Here is a 14,608-nt window from a genome sequence, read left to right as displayed (position 1 = left end):
GCTTACTTCTTCAGCACGGATTGCAGCCCGGACTGGAAGGTCTGCAGTGCCGACTTCGCGTCGGTCTTGCCCGTGAGGATGGTCTGCGTGAACTGGTTGAGGGCCTGGCCGCCGTCGAGGACGGCAAGGTTGGCGTTGAGCGTCGTGCCCTGGGCGGCGAACGTCTTCGCGATGGGCACGTACTCCTTGACGATCTTGACGTTGTTGGGATCGGACGTGAACTCGGGAAGCTCGGTGATGGACTTGAACACCGGGAGCGCGTTCATGAGCTTCTGCTGCCAGAGCGTCTTGAGCTGGCCCATGTAGGCCACCAGGAAGGCCTCGGACGACGCCTGGGAGGGGGTGTTGGTGTACATCATGATGTTGTTCGGGAAGATCAGGGCGGCCTTGTCCCCGTGCGGGCCGGCAATGGGGCTGGCGACCACAAGGTCGCCGGAGGTGTCGCCAACACGCTCGGGAACTCCCAGCGTCAACATGCCGTACGCGGCCTTCTTGTTCTTCCACTGGGCGTTCAGGTTGTCCGAGGTGTAACTGACCGCGGCGGGGTCGATGATGCCGTTCGAGACCAGTTCCAGCAGGAATTCGACGGCCTCGACGTTGCGGTCGTTCATGACATCGAGCTCACCGGAGGGGGTGAACACGCCGCCGCCGTTGTTGAGCATCATCATGATCATCAGGTGGTTGCCGATGTTGTTGCCGGCGCCGGAGCCCGTGGCAAAGCCGACGGCGCCCATGCTCTTGAACTTCTTGCCGGCCTCAAGCAGGGACGCCCAGTCGGTGGGAACCGCGACGCCGGCCTGGTCGAACAGCGACTTGCGGTACCAGAGCGGACGGATGTCGAGCTGCCACGGAACGGCAACATAGCCCTTGTCTGCCTTGAATGGCTCCAGGACGCCCGGCAGGAAGTCATCGAACTGGCCGTTCTTCTTCAGTTCCTCCACCACCTTGTCCGCGTAGGCGATCTGGCCCTGCTGCTCGAACTGGAAGGCCTGGAAGCCGCCGCCGGTGGACACCGCCGGTCCGGTCTTGGAGGCGATGGCCGAGGAGAACGTCTGGTAGAAGTTCGCCCACTGGATGGTCTGGTAGCTGGCCTTGAGGTTGCCCGAGGCCGGTGCGTAGCCCTCTGCGATCTTCTTAGCGGCGTCGTTGTAGGCCGGCGTGGCCCACGGCATGTCCCAGAACTTGATGACGCCGCTGCCGCCCCCGGACTGGGATGCGGAGCCGCCGCCGCACGCTGCGAGGAGGGGGGCGCTGGCCGCGGCTGCGGCAAAGCCCAGGAATCCCCGGCGGGAGAAAGCGGTGGAGGTAACAGAGGACTTGATCGTCACGATGATTTCCTTTCGTGACCGGTCCGCGACGTCGCGGGCCGGTCTTCTCGACAGTGAGTTGATGCGGAAGGTGTTGCTGGCGGTGCAGTTAGTGCCGGTGCAGTAATTGAAGCGGTGCAGTGATTGAAGTAGTGCAGTTGTTGAAGTGGTGCAGTGGTAGAAGTAGTGCGGGTTAGTCGTGGAGCTGCCCGACGAGTGCGGTCAGGGCGGCGAACTGGTCCAGATCGGCTTCCGGGGCGCCGGAGTCGACGGCGGCGCGGAGCCGCCTCCAGCTGTGGCGGTGGGCCGATTCGTAGATGGTGGGGAAGGTGGCGGCCCCGTCGGAGGTGACCGAGCGGACCTCCGCCGGCCAGCCCGCTGAGGCGTCGGGCAGGGTGATGTCCGCCCGTCCGGTGGAGGTCAGGATGGAAACGGCGGCCGTCGCCGGGACCGAGGAAGTGGTGATCCCCTGCAGGGCTGCCGGTGCGCCGCCGGGGAGGCTGCCGATCACGGTGTAGCCGTTGGCGTTGCGCTGGATGACGCGCAGGCCGGCCAGTTCGACGCCGCAGGCCAGGACTGCCGCCAGGTGCCGGGTGAGCAGGAGCTCCGGGTCGGTCCCCGGGGCGCCCCACGCCACGGAGTCCAGCAGCACGGCGTCGGCCAGGGCATCGGCGATGGCGGTCCGGACCGCGGCCCGGGACTGGGCGAGGGCGGGGTTTCCGGCCCAGACCTGGTCAAGGACAACGGTGGTGCCCGCCTCGGCTGCAGCCGCGGCCAGTGCCGCGGTGTCTTCGGCCACGGGATCAACGACGACGACGCCGCGGACGCCGCTGCGGACTGCTGCGGTGGCGCTGGTGGTCCAGCCGGGGACGCCGGCGACCGCGACGACGTCGGGCCGGCCATCCGCCGGGGCGAAGGAAACAGGCAGGGAAGCGACGACGGCGCCGACGGTACCGGCTTGTTCGGCGCCGGGCCCGGCCTGGACGAGAAGCGGGGTTGTCATGAGCGGGCCTCCTCGAAAGCGGCGTCGCCGGCATCGACGCGGGCGGCGGCGGCGTCGGCGATCGCGAGGGCGAATTCCAGGTCGTGGATCAGCGTCTCCGGGTCCGGGGCCGTTCCGGTGCCGCGGGCGATGTCGGCGAGTTTGCGCCATTCTCCCTCGTAACCGTTGTGGCCGAACGGCCCGAGGACAGTGGTGCCGGCAGCGGTCCGGATCCGGGCCGTTGCCGAGCCTGCGTGGACGTAGGACGGTGTGAAATCAATGGACAGTGACGCGTCATCACCGATGGCCTCGAAGGTCCAGGACGGCTCCCAGGTGCCGTTCATGGCGGCGCGCAGTTCAATGACCACGTTTCCCGCCCGTAGGGAGATGACGTAGCCGAACGGCAGGACGGTTTGGGCGTGCAGCACCTCGACGGACGCGAACTCCGGGACAAACCGGCGGACCAGCGGGAGGTCGTGGATGGCCAGGCCCATGACGCCGCCGATCAGTTTGGCCTTCTCGGCGGCAATGTTAGCGGCGTGATCGTCAGCGAGTGCGCCAGCGCTCGCCGGCGGCGGGGGAGTGCGGCCCACGATCTCGGTCGCGAAGTCCTCGAACCGGGGGTTGGGCGGCAGGACGATCGAGGACCGGACGGTGTGGACCTGGTCCGGCAGGCCGCCCCAGGCGGCCTCCGCGGCCAGCCAGCCCGGGTCGAAGGTGTGCATGGCCCCGACGATGATCGGCACACCTGTTTCGGCGGACACGGCGGCGATGGCTGCGGCTTCCTCGCCGTTCATGGCGAAAGGCTTTTCGCACAGGATGGCTTTCTTTCCGGCCCGGCAGGCAGCGATCACCTGGACGGCGTGGAACTGGTGGGGGCTGCAGATCGCGACGATCTCGACCCCGGGATCGGCCAGCAGTTCGTCCATGCTGGTGCTGAAGCGCGCCCCGACCCTTGCGGCGACGGATTCCGCTACCGCCGGGTCGACGTCCATGATGTGCCGGACTTCCAGGATGTCCCGGAGTCGTGCGAGGGATGGCAGGTGGATCGCCTGCGTTACGGGCCCTGCTCCCAGGATCCCCACCCCCAGCGGCGCCAGTGCCGCTTTTTCTTGGCTAGACAACTTCCACACCCTTCGTAGTCCCTGCAGTGACCGGTGGAGGCCGGACTGCCCGGCCCGGTGATCCGGCTCACACCCAAAGCTAGAGATACTTTTGACGAGCGTCAAGCAAAAGTTGCAAACTTCGTTCCAAACTTTCTGTGGCGTGACATGCAGAAGGCCTTCGTGCTATCACTTACTCATGAGTTCGACGACGGGTACCGAGTCCGCAGCCCTAGAGGCCGGCGGCAGTCTGTCCCGCGCCGGTGACCTCTTCCAACTCCTGCGCGACGGCAGGGCACGGACCCGCGCGGAACTTGCGCTGACCACCGGGCTGGCACGCTCCACCGTCGCATCCCGCATCGACGCGCTGATGGTTTCAGGCCTCGTGGGACCCGCCGGGGAGGCGAGCTCCAGCGGCGGCAGGCCGCCGTCGCGCTTTGCCTTCAATCCCGCCGCCCGGGTAGTCCTGGCGGTCGACGTCGGGGCCACGCACGTGATCATCGCCGTCACGGATCTCGGCGGGACGGTCCTCGCGGAGCGCCGGCTGGCGCAGGACGTCGCGGACGGCCCGGTTGTTGTCCTGGACCGTGTGATCGAGGAAGGGCTGCGGCTGCTTGGTGAGGCCGGCCGGAGCACCGCAGAGCTGGCCGGCGCAGGGATCGGACTCCCGGGTCCCGTGGAGCACGCCACCGGCATGCCGGTGAAGCCGCCGATCATGCCCGGCTGGGACGGGTTCGACGTCGTTCGCCATGTCCAGCGGTCCCTTCCGGTTCCGGTACTGGTGGACAACGACGTGAACATCATGGCGCTCGGCGAACGCACGGCGCACTGGCCCGGGGACGAGAACCTCCTGTTCATCAAGGTCGCCACCGGCATCGGCGCCGGCATCATCAGCAGCGGCGAGCTCCAGCGCGGGGCCAACGGAACCGCCGGCGACCTCGGCCACGTCCGGGTTCCGCGCGGCGATGACGTGCTGTGCCGCTGCGGAAACTACGGGTGCCTCGAAGCCCTGGCGTCCGGACCCGCCGTCGCCAAGGCGCTGACGCAGCAGGGCCTGCCGGCGCACGACGGCGGCGATGTGCTGCGCCTCGTCGCGGAGGGAAACCTGCAGGCCATCCAGGCGCTGCGGCAGGCCGGCAGGGACCTCGGCGACGTACTCTCCACGGTAGTGAACCTGCTGAACCCCTCGGTGATTGTGATCGGCGGAAGCCTCGGCCAGGCCGGGGAACACCTGATGGCCGGGGTCCGCGAGGTGGTCTACCGGCGCTCGCTGCCCCTGGCCACGACGCATCTGCGGATCGGCCTGTCCCGGGCCGGAGACAAGGCCGCCATCCTCGGCGCCAGCCAGATGGTCACCCAGCACGTGCTCTCACCCGCCGTCATCGAGGCGACCCTGCAGGCCACGGGCTAGGGGTGTCCCGGGGAGCGTCATTTTCGGCACGTGCGGCGGGCGCGTCACATTCGGCCGGTGCGGCGGACGCCCGTGATAGCAATGGGACTGATGAAATCATATTTCTGCCTGCCGGCCGGGGAACGGCCCACTCCATGAGCGACGTGGGCCGGGCACCGCGCGGCTGGCTCCTCATGCTGGCGATCGGGCTCATCGCCCTGAATATGCGCGGACCCTTAGTGGCCGTGGCCCCGGTGGTCGCCCAACTCGAGGCCGATCTCGGATTCACCCCGGTGGAACTGGGATTCCTGACCGGGATCCCGGTCCTGTGCTTTGCCCTGGCCGCGCCGCTGGCCTCGCTGGCCGGGCGCAGGCTGGGCCCCGAGTTCGCCATCACCCTGACCCTGCTCGGCGTGCTTTTGGGCGTCGTGGTCCGCTCGGCCGGCGGCGGCGCCCTGGTCATGCTGGGCACCGTGATCCTCGGCGTGGCCATCACGATCGGCAACATCGTGGTCCCGCTGATCATCCGGCGGGACTTCACCCCGGCCCGGCAGGGTGCGGCGATGGGCACATACACCGCGGCGCTGAACATCGGCTCGTTCCTGACCTCCATGGTGTCGGCGCCACTGGCTGAGCTGCTGGGCTGGCGGCCCGCGATCGCCGCGAGCGGCCTCTTCGCGCTGTCGGCACTCGCGGTCTGGATGATCGCCGTGGGCGGCCGGCGGGCCTTCACTCCTGCCGCCGTCCCCACGGCCGACCCTGGGCGTCCGGCCGGCAAGCTCACGTCCCGGTGGATCACGGCAGCCCTGACCTTCGGGTTCGCCGGGCAGGCCTTCTCCTACTACGGGGTGACGGCCTGGCTGCCGAGCCTGCTGGCGGACGAGCTCAGTATGGCGCCCGCGGCCGCCGGGGCAGGGTCCTCGCTCTTCCAGATCCTGGCCATTGTTGGCGGGCTGGGCGTGCCGCTCGCGGCCCGTTTCGCCAGCACGACGGCGGTGGGCCTCACCCTGGGACTGCTGTGGCTCACCGTTCCGCTGGGCCTGCTGCTCGCGCCGGAGCTGTGGTGGCTCTGGTGTTCCTTCGGCGGTGTGGCCCAGGGCGGCGGCATCACACTGATCTTCCTCGCCATCATCCGGTTGGCCCGGGACCAGGCCTCGGCGGCCCGGATGTCCGCCATAGTCCAGGGGACGGGATACTCCTTCGGCGCGGTGGCACCGACCCTCCTGGGCTACGTGCACGGGGTATCCGGGGCCTGGACCGGCCCGCTGCTGATGATCCTGTGCTCCGTGGCCGCGTTCATCCTGGGCACCGCGCTGTCCCTGCGCAAGGTGCCGAAGCCGCACTAGATCTCTTGCCGCACTAGATCTCGCCGCACTAGATCTCACCGCCCGGGCCCGCCGTGCCGAGACTATAGATGTCGAGACCACAGATAAGGCCCATGTTCGCGAAGAACATGGGCCTTATCTGCCATATCAAATCTGGCATCCCGACGCCGTTGTCGAGTGCACGGGATCTTCCGTTGCTGGGCTGCCACCCGGATCTCGGGGTGCCTGTTGCGAAGGGCATGGCAGCCCAGCTAACGGAAATCGTTGCGGACCCGGTCGCCCGGGGCCATTGGGTCCTGCGCCAGGGTCCTGGGCCGGGGTCTTGCGCCCGGGTCCTGGGCGAGGGTCCTACGCCGGGATGAGGGCGGCCGCCGCGCGGACGGGATCGGCGCCGTCGCGCGCTTCATGCAGGAACCGGTCGTAGGCCGGGAGCGTCAGGAACGCCGGGAACTCGGTGCTGAGCGTGACTTCCTCGAAGATGTCCCGCGCGTCGGCGAAACGGTCCCCTTCGAAGCGTTCCAGCCTGGCGAATTCCTCGTCCAGCATGTCCTCCACCCACTCGCGGGTGATCACATCGCCGTGGTCCGTGATGGCCCGGGAGAAGATCCACTGCCACAGCTGGGAGCGGGAGATCTCCGCGGTGGCGGCGTCCTCCATCAGGTTGTGGATGGCCACCGCGCCGTTGCCGCGCAGCCACGACTCGATGTAGCGGATCCCTACTTCGATGTTGTTCCGGATGCCCTGTTCGGTGATGGTTCCGGTGGTCGTGGAGATGTCCAGGAGGGCGCGGTCATCCGGGGTGACGTCCTCGCGGAGGCGCTCGAGCTGGTTCGGCCGGTCGCCGAGGACGCCGTCGAACACCTCGCGGCAGACCGGCACCAGGTCCGGGTGCGCCACCCACGAACCGTCGAAGCCGTCACCGGCCTCACGGGTCTTGTCGGCACGGACCTTCTCGAAGGCGATCGCGTTGGCGTCCTGGTCCTTGCGGTTGGGGACAGCCGCGGCCATGCCGCCGATCGCCATGGCGCCGCGCTTGTGGCAGGCCCGGACCAGCTGTTCGGTGTAGGCCCGCATGAACGGCTGGGTCATGGTGACCTGGCCGCGGTCCGGCAGCACGAAGCGGGGGCCCCGGGTGCGGAAGTTCTTGATCAGGGAGAAGATGTAGTCCCAGCGGCCGGCGTTCAGGCCCGCGGCGTGGTCCCGCAGTTCGTAGAGGATTTCCTCCATCTCGAACGCCGCCGTGATGGTCTCGATCAGCACCGTGGCGCGGATGGTGCCCTGCGGGATGCCCAGCAGGTCCTGGGCCAGGATGAAGATGTCGTTCCACAGCCGGGCCTCGAGGTGGCTCTCGATCTTCGGCAGGTAGAAGTAGGGCCCCTTGCCCTGGGCGATCAGGCGGCGGGCGTTGTGGAAGAAGTACAGGCCGAAGTCCACAATGCCGCCGGCAATCGGGGTGCCGTCGATGAGCATGTGCTTTTCCGGCAGGTGCCAGCCGCGGGGCCGTACCACGATGGTGGGCAGTTCCCCGGCCGGGCGCAGCTTGTACTCCTTGCCCTCGGGCGAGGTGAAGTCGATCCGGCGTTCCAGCGCGTCCGTGAGGTTGAGCTGGCCCTGGATCACGTTGCGCCAGGACGGGGTGGAGGAGTCTTCCATGTCCGCGAGCCAGACTTTGGCGCCGGAGTTCAGCGCGTTGATGGTCATCTTCTTGTCCACCGGCCCGGTGATTTCCACCCGGCGGTCCTCCAGGCCTGGGGCCGGGGGAGCGACGCGCCAGTTCGGATCGTTGCGGACGGACTCGGTCTCACGCAGGAACCGCGGATCCTGGCCTTTGGAGATCTGGTGGCGGCGTTCCTGGCGTGCCTGCAGCAGCTCCTGCCGGCGCCCCGCGGTGGCCCGGTGCAGCTTGGCAACAAAGGCCAAGGCGTCTGGAGTAAGAACCTCGCTCTGCCGGCAAATCGGCTGCGCGGTCAGCGTGATCCCGTTGATGGTGAAGTTGTCAGTGAAGCTGTTCATGGGAGTTGCTCCTTGAAAGTCCGCTGTTGCCCTATCACTTTTGGTCCCCAAAGGCGGCCGATGAGGACCAAAAGTGATAGAGCAACTGGCGGGAAGAGTGTGGGGCCACGGCCGCCGGGTTCCCTCGCGAGCTTGCGAGCGGAGGGGGCGGCTGGGGATTAGTGGAACTGGCCTTCTTCGGTGGATCCCACCAGGGCCAGGGTGGATGCGTTCGGGTTGAGCGCGGTGGCGATGTCGTCGAAGTAGCCGGTGCCGACTTCGCGCTGGTGCTTGGTCGCGGTGTAGCCGCGGGACTCGGAGGCGAATTCCTTCTCCTGCAGCTCGACGTAGGCGCTCATGCCTTCCCGGGCGTAGCCGTGGGCGAGGTCGAACATCGAGTAGTTCAGGGCGTGGAAGCCGGCCAGGGTGATGAACTGGAAGGTGAAGCCCATGGCGCCGAGTTCGCGCTGGAACTTCGCGATCGTGGCGTCGTCGAGGTGCTTGCGCCAGTTGAACGACGGCGAGCAGTTGTAGGAGAGCATCTGGTCCGGGAACTCGGCCTTGACGGATTCGGCGAACTTGCGGGCCAGCTCCAGGTCCGGGGTGCCGGTCTCCATCCAGATGAGATCCGAGTACGGGGCGTAGGCCTTGGCACGGGCGATGCAGGGTTCGATCCCGTTGCGGACCTTGTAGAAGCCTTCCGGGGTCCGGACCGGCTGTCCGCCTTCGCGGAGGATGAATTCCTGGTCGCGCTCGTCGACGTCGGAGGTGATCAGGGTGGCCGCCTCGGCGTCGGTGCGGGCGATGATGACCGACGGCGTGCCGGCGACGTCGGCGGCGAGGCGGGCCGCGTTCAGCGTCCGGACGTGCTGCTGGGTGGGGATCAGGACCTTGCCGCCGAGGTGGCCGCACTTCTTTTCCGAGGCGAGCTGGTCTTCCCAGTGCACGCCTGCGGCGCCGGCCTGGATCATGGATTTCATGAGCTCGTAGGCGTTCAGCGGGCCGCCGAAGCCGGCCTCGGCGTCGGCGACGATCGGGACCATCCAGTCCTCGACCGTCTGGATGCCCTCGGAGAACTCGATCTGGTCGGCCCGGAGCAGCGCGTTGTTGATGCGGCGGACCACCGTCGGGACCGAGTTCGCCGGGTAGAGCGACTGGTCCGGATAGGTGTGGCCGGAGTTGTTGGCGTCGGCGGCGACCTGCCAGCCGGAGAGGTAGATGGCGCGGAGCCCGGCCTTGACCTGCTGCACGGCCTGGTTGCCGGTCAGGGCGCCCAGGGCGTTGGTGTACTTGCCTTCCTTGTGCTCCTGCGTGAGCTGCTTCCACAGCTTTTCGGAGCCGCGGCGGGCCAGGGTGTGTTCTTCGGAGACGCGGCCGCGGAGGCGGACGACGTCGGAGGCTGAGTAGTCCCGAGCGACACCTTCCCAGCGCGGGTTGGCGGCCCACTCGAGCTCCAGTGCGGCGGCCTGCTGTGTTGTGTCCTGGCCGGACGGCTGCTGGGTGGGCTCAAATGCTGCAGTCATCTTTGTCTCCTTGGTGGGTCCGGGATTGGTGGTTCCGGGAGCGGTTCCTGCGTCTCTGCAGGTCCCGGCCGGTTGTTCCCGGATGGTGAATCTTTCCGTGAGATCTACTTTTCTGCACTTTCAAGAGGCTTTCTAGATGAAAAGCATGGAAAGAAACGCACTTCTTAACGTATTCTTCAGAAATGTCGCTTACGAGCTGGAACAGCAAAGCCGCAACCCCGCCGTCGTCCGCCGCGCCCGAGGTGGACGTCATCAGCCTGGGCCGCCGCGTCCGTCATTTGCGCAAGGCTGCCGGCCTCACGCTGGACGACCTGAGTGCCGCCGTCGGGACGGCCCCGAGCCAGCTGAGCCTGATCGAAAACGGCAAGCGCGAGCCCAAACTCGGCCTGCTCCAGCAGCTCGCCGCGGCCCTCGGCGTCAGCATCGACGAGCTCCTGGGGGCCGAGCCGCCCAACCGCCGCGCCGCGCTGGAAATTGAGCTGGAACGCTACCAGCGCAGCCCCCTCTATGAGTCCCTGAACCTGCCGAAAATCCGCATCAGTTCGCGGCTTCCGATGGATGTGCTGGAGTCAATGGTGGGCCTGCAGCACGAGCTGGAACGCCGGCTCAACGAGCAGGTGGCGACGCCGGAGGAGGCCCGCCGCGCGAACGGTGAACTGCGGGCGATGATGCGCGAACGGAACAACTATTTCCCGGAGTATGAGGCGGAGGCGCAGAAGGTCCTGGCCTCGGTGGGCCACACGAGCGGTCCGCTGTCCCACCACGTCATCGCGGACATCGCCGGCCACCTTGGATTCAGCCTCCACCACGTGGCCGATCTGCCGCATTCCACCCGGTCCGTGACCGATCTGAAGAACCGCAGAATTTACCTCACACAGAACCAGCGCACCGATCACGACCCCCGTTCGGTGCTGCTGCAGGCCCTGGGCCACTACGTCCTGGGCCACCAGACGCCGTCGAACTACGGGGATTTCCTGATGCAGCGCGTGGCCACCAACTACTTTGCCGCAGCGCTCCTCCTGCCCGAACAGGCGACCGTGGAATTTCTGCAGCGCGCCAAACAGGCGAAGGAAATCGCCGTCGAGGACATCCGGGACGCCTTCGCCGTTTCCTACGAGACCGCCGCCCACCGGTTCACCAATCTCGCCACCCAGCACCTGGACATCCGCACCCACTTCCAGAAGACGCACAAGAGCGGCATCATCTACAAGGCCTACGAAAACGACGGCGTGACGTTCCCGCAGGACCACACCGGCGCCATCGAGGGCCAGCCCTCGTGCAAGAACTGGACGTCCCGGGTGGTGTTCGACGTGCCGGACAAGTTCAGCGCCTACAACCAGTACACCGACACCCCGGCCGGGACCTACTGGTGTACGGCCCGGACGGAACGCTCCGCCAACGGCGAGTTCTCGCTCTCCGTCGGCGTCCCCTATGCGCACGTGAAGTGGTTCCGCGGCCGCGAAACAACGGAGCGGTCCAAATCCACGTGCCCGGACGAAAGCTGCTGCCGCCGCCCGCCGGCGTCGCTGACCGCCGAATGGGCCGGCAACGCCTGGCCCTCGGCCCGGGCCCACTCCCACCTGCTGGCAGCGATGCCGCCGGGCGCGTTCCCCGGCGTGGACGAAACCGAGGTCTACGCCTTCCTGAAGGCGCACTCCGGGAACTGACGCCGGGGCTCGCGTTCACAGGCCAGTGGACGGGCACTTCCGCATCCCTCCCGGCGCCCCGGGGCGCCGCGGGAGCACGGACGCGGGGTTCCTGGGCGTGGCTGACAGCGGTGCGGACTATATTGGCCTGTGTCAGCTCATCGATCCTTCTTCCGGGAGCGTGCACCCATGGCCAAGGAACTTGCCACCCAGCTCATCGAACAACTCCAGGCTGCCGGCGTGCAGCGGATCTACGGGATCGTGGGGGACAGCCTCAACCCGATCGTCGACGCCGTCCGCAAGACCGGCGGCTCGCAGCAGGGCGGCATCGACTGGATCCACGTCCGGCACGAGGAGGCGGCCGCCTTCGCCGCCGCGGCCGAAGCCCAGCTGACCGGCCGGCTCGCCGTGTGCGCCGGCTCCTGCGGGCCCGGCAACCTGCACCTGATCAACGGACTCTACGACGCCAACCGCTCTGGCGCGCCCGTCCTGGCCATCGCCTCGCACATCCCCAGCGCGCAGATCGGCAGCAGCTTCTTCCAGGAGACCCATCCGGACCGGCTCTTTAACGAGTGCTCGGTCTACTCCGAGCTGATCAGCACCGCGGAGCAGGCGCCCCGCGTCATGCACAGCGCCATCCAGCACGCGATCGGGCTCCGGGGTGTCGCCGTCGTGACCCTGCCCGGTGATATCGCTGCGCTGGAGGCGACGGCCGAAACCCCGGCCCCGGCAGCGTTCAGGCCGGCGACGCTGACCCCGGACCCCACCAGTGTGCGGGAACTGGCGGAGGCCATCAACGCCGCCGGGAAGGTCGCCATCTTTGCCGGCGCCGGCGTGGAAGGCGCGCATGACGAGGTGATTGCCCTGGCCGAACTGCTCGCTGCGCCGATCGGCCACAGCCTCCGCGGCAAGGACTTCATGCAGTACGCGAACCCCTACGACATCGGCATGACCGGGCTGTTGGGCTACGGTGCCGCGGCCGAAGGCATCGAGGACGCGGACCTGCTGATCCTGCTGGGCACCGACTTCCCGTACAACCAGTTCCTCCCCGGAACCCGGACGGCGCAGGTGGACCGGGCCGCGCACAAGCTGGGCCGGCGGACCGACGTCGACGTTGCCGTCCATGGGGACGTGCTGCCCACCCTGGCCGCCCTGATGCCGCAGCTGCAGCCGAAGAAGAACCGCCGCTTCCTGAACCAGATGCTCAAAAAGCACGACCGGCTCATGAACAAGGCCGTGGGGGCATACACCCGCAACGTCGGGAAAAAGCAGCCGATCCACCCGGAATACGCGGCCTCTCTGCTGGACCAGGTGGCGGCCGAGGACGCGATCTTCACTGCCGACACCGGCATGTGCAACGTCTGGACCGCCCGGTACATCAACCCGCTGGGCACCCGCCGGCTGATCGGCTCGTACCTGCACGGGTCCATGGCCAACGCCCTGCCGCACGCGATCGGCGCCCAGCTGGCCTACCCCGGCCGGCAGGTGGTCTCCGTTTCGGGCGACGGCGGCCTGTCCATGCTGCTGGGCGAGCTCATCACCGTGGCCGCGCACCGGCTGCCCGTCAACGTGGTGGTCTTCAACAACTCCACCCTGGGCATGGTGAAACTCGAAATGCTGGTGGACGGGCTCCCCGACTTCGGCGTGGACGTCCCGGACGCCAACTACGCGGACGTTGCCCGGGCCCTGGGCTTCCACGCCGTCCGCGTCACGGACCCGTCCCGCATCGAGGCAGCGTACCGGGCCGCTTTCGCCCACCCCGGTCCGTCGCTCGTGGAGCTCATCACGGACCCCAAGGCGCTCTCCCTCCCGCCGAAGATCAAGGGCGCGCAGGTCCTGGGCTTCGCCACGGCCATGTCCAAGGTGGTCCTCAACCGGGGCGCCGGCGAGGCCGTCAGCATGGCCCGGAGCAACCTGCGGAACATACCCCGGCGCTGAGGGGTCCTTCGAGTTCGCCGGAACCTTGCCAGTTCGCCGGAACCTCGCCAGTTCGCCGGAATTTTCCGGCGAGCCCGCAGCTTTCCGGCGACCTCGCACCAACGAAACGACGGGAGTGGCAATGAAAAATCACCGCATGGGGACAATGGTGGCGGCGGGGACCATCGTGGCGCTCACGGCGTGTTCGCCACCGGTGCCCGGGCTCCGGATGGCCGACGGCGTTGAGCGGGTTACGGTGAACCGCACCTTGTACGCTGCCGAACTGAAGGCATTCCGGGCTTCCGCCCTGACATTGGGAGCCGCTCTGCTGGCAGACGGCGGTGAAGGGTCCGAAGGAAACGTGGTGTCGTCCCCGGGTAGCCTGCTGATAGCGCTCGCAATGCTGCGGGCAGGGGCTTCCGGGGCGACCGCCCTCGAAATGGACAAGGTGCTGGGGTTGCCGGACGGCAACCGGGATGAGGCCATGAACGCCCTGCTCGCGTCCTTGGCGGCGTACGACGGCGATCCCGGCTCGGTCGACGAAAAGAACCCGCCCCGGAAGCCGGTCATGCACGCGGCCAATGGCTTGTTCGTGGACAAGAACGTAGCCACCGGACAGAACTACCTGGAAACCCTGGCCCGGCACTACGGCACCGGGGTGTACCCGGTGGACTTCCGGGATGAGGCCGCCACCCGGCCCGCCCTGGATGCCTGGGTGGACCGGAACACCGGCGGCCGGATCAAGAAGGCCCCCACGGCGTACGATCGCGACAACACCTTCAGCCTCCTCAATGCCCTGTACTTTGCCGCGGCATGGAAGTCGCCTTTCGACCCCAACAACACTTCTGACTACTCCTTCACCAAGGCCGACGGCGAGGAAATCAGCGTGCCCACGATGCACCAGGAGCTGCAGTTGGCCTACGCGGAAGGGGCCGGCTGGCGGGCTGCGGCCCTGCCGTACGCCGAAGGATTTGTCATGCGGCTGGTGCTGCCCGGTCCCGGGGTTGGGCCGGAGACCCTCACGGCCGCCAAGCTGGCGGAGATTGCGGCGGCCCTGGACACGGCCCCGGAGGTCTCCGTACTGATTTCCCTGCCCCGGTGGGACCACAAGAGCAGCTTCGACCTCCGGAAAGTACTCGCGTCGCTGGGGCTGACCCAGACATTGGTCACCACAGAAGACTTCGATGCCATACAGCGCAGGCTCACCATCGCCAAGGCCGCCCAGGCTGCCAACATCACCGTTGCGGAGAAAGGAACGGTGGCCGCGGCAGTGACGCAGATTGACGGCGCCGTGACCGGTGTGCCGCCCGTCCCGGACCAGACCATCGACTTCGACCGGCCGTTCCACTACCAGATCGTGCACAGCGAGACCGGACTCCCGCTCTTCATGGGCAAGGTCTCGGACCCGCGCTGACCGGGTCGG

Annotated in this window: 10 protein-coding genes; 5 read left to right on the top strand and 5 right to left on the bottom strand. The window is 67.7% G+C overall.

Annotated features, from left to right (window positions below; genetic code table 11):
• Positions 1-2: 2 nt before the first annotated feature.
• The 3 genes from AC1DDO_RS05745 to AC1DDO_RS05735 all read right to left on the bottom strand — a co-directional run bounded on the left by AC1DDO_RS05745 (position 3) and on the right by AC1DDO_RS05735 (position 3,413).
• A complete protein-coding gene (locus AC1DDO_RS05745; protein WP_441408009.1) occupies positions 3-1,328 on the bottom strand; it encodes an ABC transporter substrate-binding protein in 1,326 nt (441 codons plus the stop codon).
• 172 nt (positions 1,329-1,500) lie between these two features.
• Positions 1,501-2,310, bottom strand: a complete 810-nt coding sequence (locus AC1DDO_RS05740; protein WP_476971598.1) for a hypothetical protein — start codon at positions 2,308-2,310, stop codon at positions 1,501-1,503.
• Positions 2,307-3,413, bottom strand: coding sequence for a Gfo/Idh/MocA family protein (locus tag AC1DDO_RS05735; protein WP_476971597.1), 1,107 nt, complete (start codon positions 3,411-3,413; stop codon positions 2,307-2,309). The genes AC1DDO_RS05740 and AC1DDO_RS05735 overlap by 4 nt, the downstream gene beginning before the upstream one ends.
• A gap of 178 nt (positions 3,414-3,591) precedes the next feature.
• Here AC1DDO_RS05735 and AC1DDO_RS05730 point away from each other — a divergent pair, with 178 nt between their 5' ends.
• Complete coding sequence (locus AC1DDO_RS05730; RefSeq protein ID WP_441408006.1) at positions 3,592-4,803, top strand: ROK family transcriptional regulator; 1,212 nt, start codon at positions 3,592-3,594, stop codon at positions 4,801-4,803.
• 134 nt (positions 4,804-4,937) lie between these two features.
• Complete coding sequence (locus tag AC1DDO_RS05725; RefSeq protein ID WP_476971596.1) at positions 4,938-6,128, top strand: MFS transporter; 1,191 nt, start codon at positions 4,938-4,940, stop codon at positions 6,126-6,128.
• A 327-nt stretch (positions 6,129-6,455) separates the two neighbouring features.
• Here the strand turns inward: AC1DDO_RS05725 and aceB are convergent, their stop codons facing one another.
• Together aceB and aceA are read right to left on the bottom strand one after the other, a co-directional pair.
• Positions 6,456-8,120, bottom strand: coding sequence for a malate synthase A (gene aceB / locus AC1DDO_RS05720; RefSeq protein ID WP_476971595.1), 1,665 nt, complete (start codon positions 8,118-8,120; stop codon positions 6,456-6,458).
• Positions 8,121-8,278: 158 nt separating this feature from the next.
• The gene (aceA, locus tag AC1DDO_RS05715; RefSeq protein WP_476971594.1) at positions 8,279-9,622 is read right to left on the bottom strand and encodes an isocitrate lyase; all 1,344 of its coding nucleotides are present in this window, start codon (positions 9,620-9,622) and stop codon (positions 8,279-8,281) included.
• 182 nt (positions 9,623-9,804) lie between these two features.
• Between aceA and AC1DDO_RS05710 the strand changes: the two genes are divergently transcribed.
• From AC1DDO_RS05710 to AC1DDO_RS05700, 3 genes are all read left to right on the top strand, one after another.
• On the top strand, positions 9,805-11,289 hold the full coding sequence (locus AC1DDO_RS05710; protein WP_476869752.1) for a helix-turn-helix domain-containing protein: 1,485 nt from the start codon (positions 9,805-9,807) through the stop codon (positions 11,287-11,289).
• A gap of 168 nt (positions 11,290-11,457) precedes the next feature.
• Positions 11,458-13,206: a pyruvate dehydrogenase gene (locus AC1DDO_RS05705; RefSeq protein WP_476971593.1), complete on the top strand. Its 1,749-nt coding sequence runs from the start codon at positions 11,458-11,460 to the stop codon at positions 13,204-13,206.
• A gap of 136 nt (positions 13,207-13,342) precedes the next feature.
• A complete protein-coding gene (locus tag AC1DDO_RS05700) occupies positions 13,343-14,599 on the top strand; it encodes a serpin family protein (protein WP_476971592.1) in 1,257 nt (418 codons plus the stop codon).
• Positions 14,600-14,608 lie beyond the last annotated feature (9 nt).

This window comes from Arthrobacter sp. 10N43 (assembly GCF_056394525.1).
Note: the sequence above shows the minus strand (reverse complement) of the source record. Positions and strands in the feature narration are given on the sequence as shown.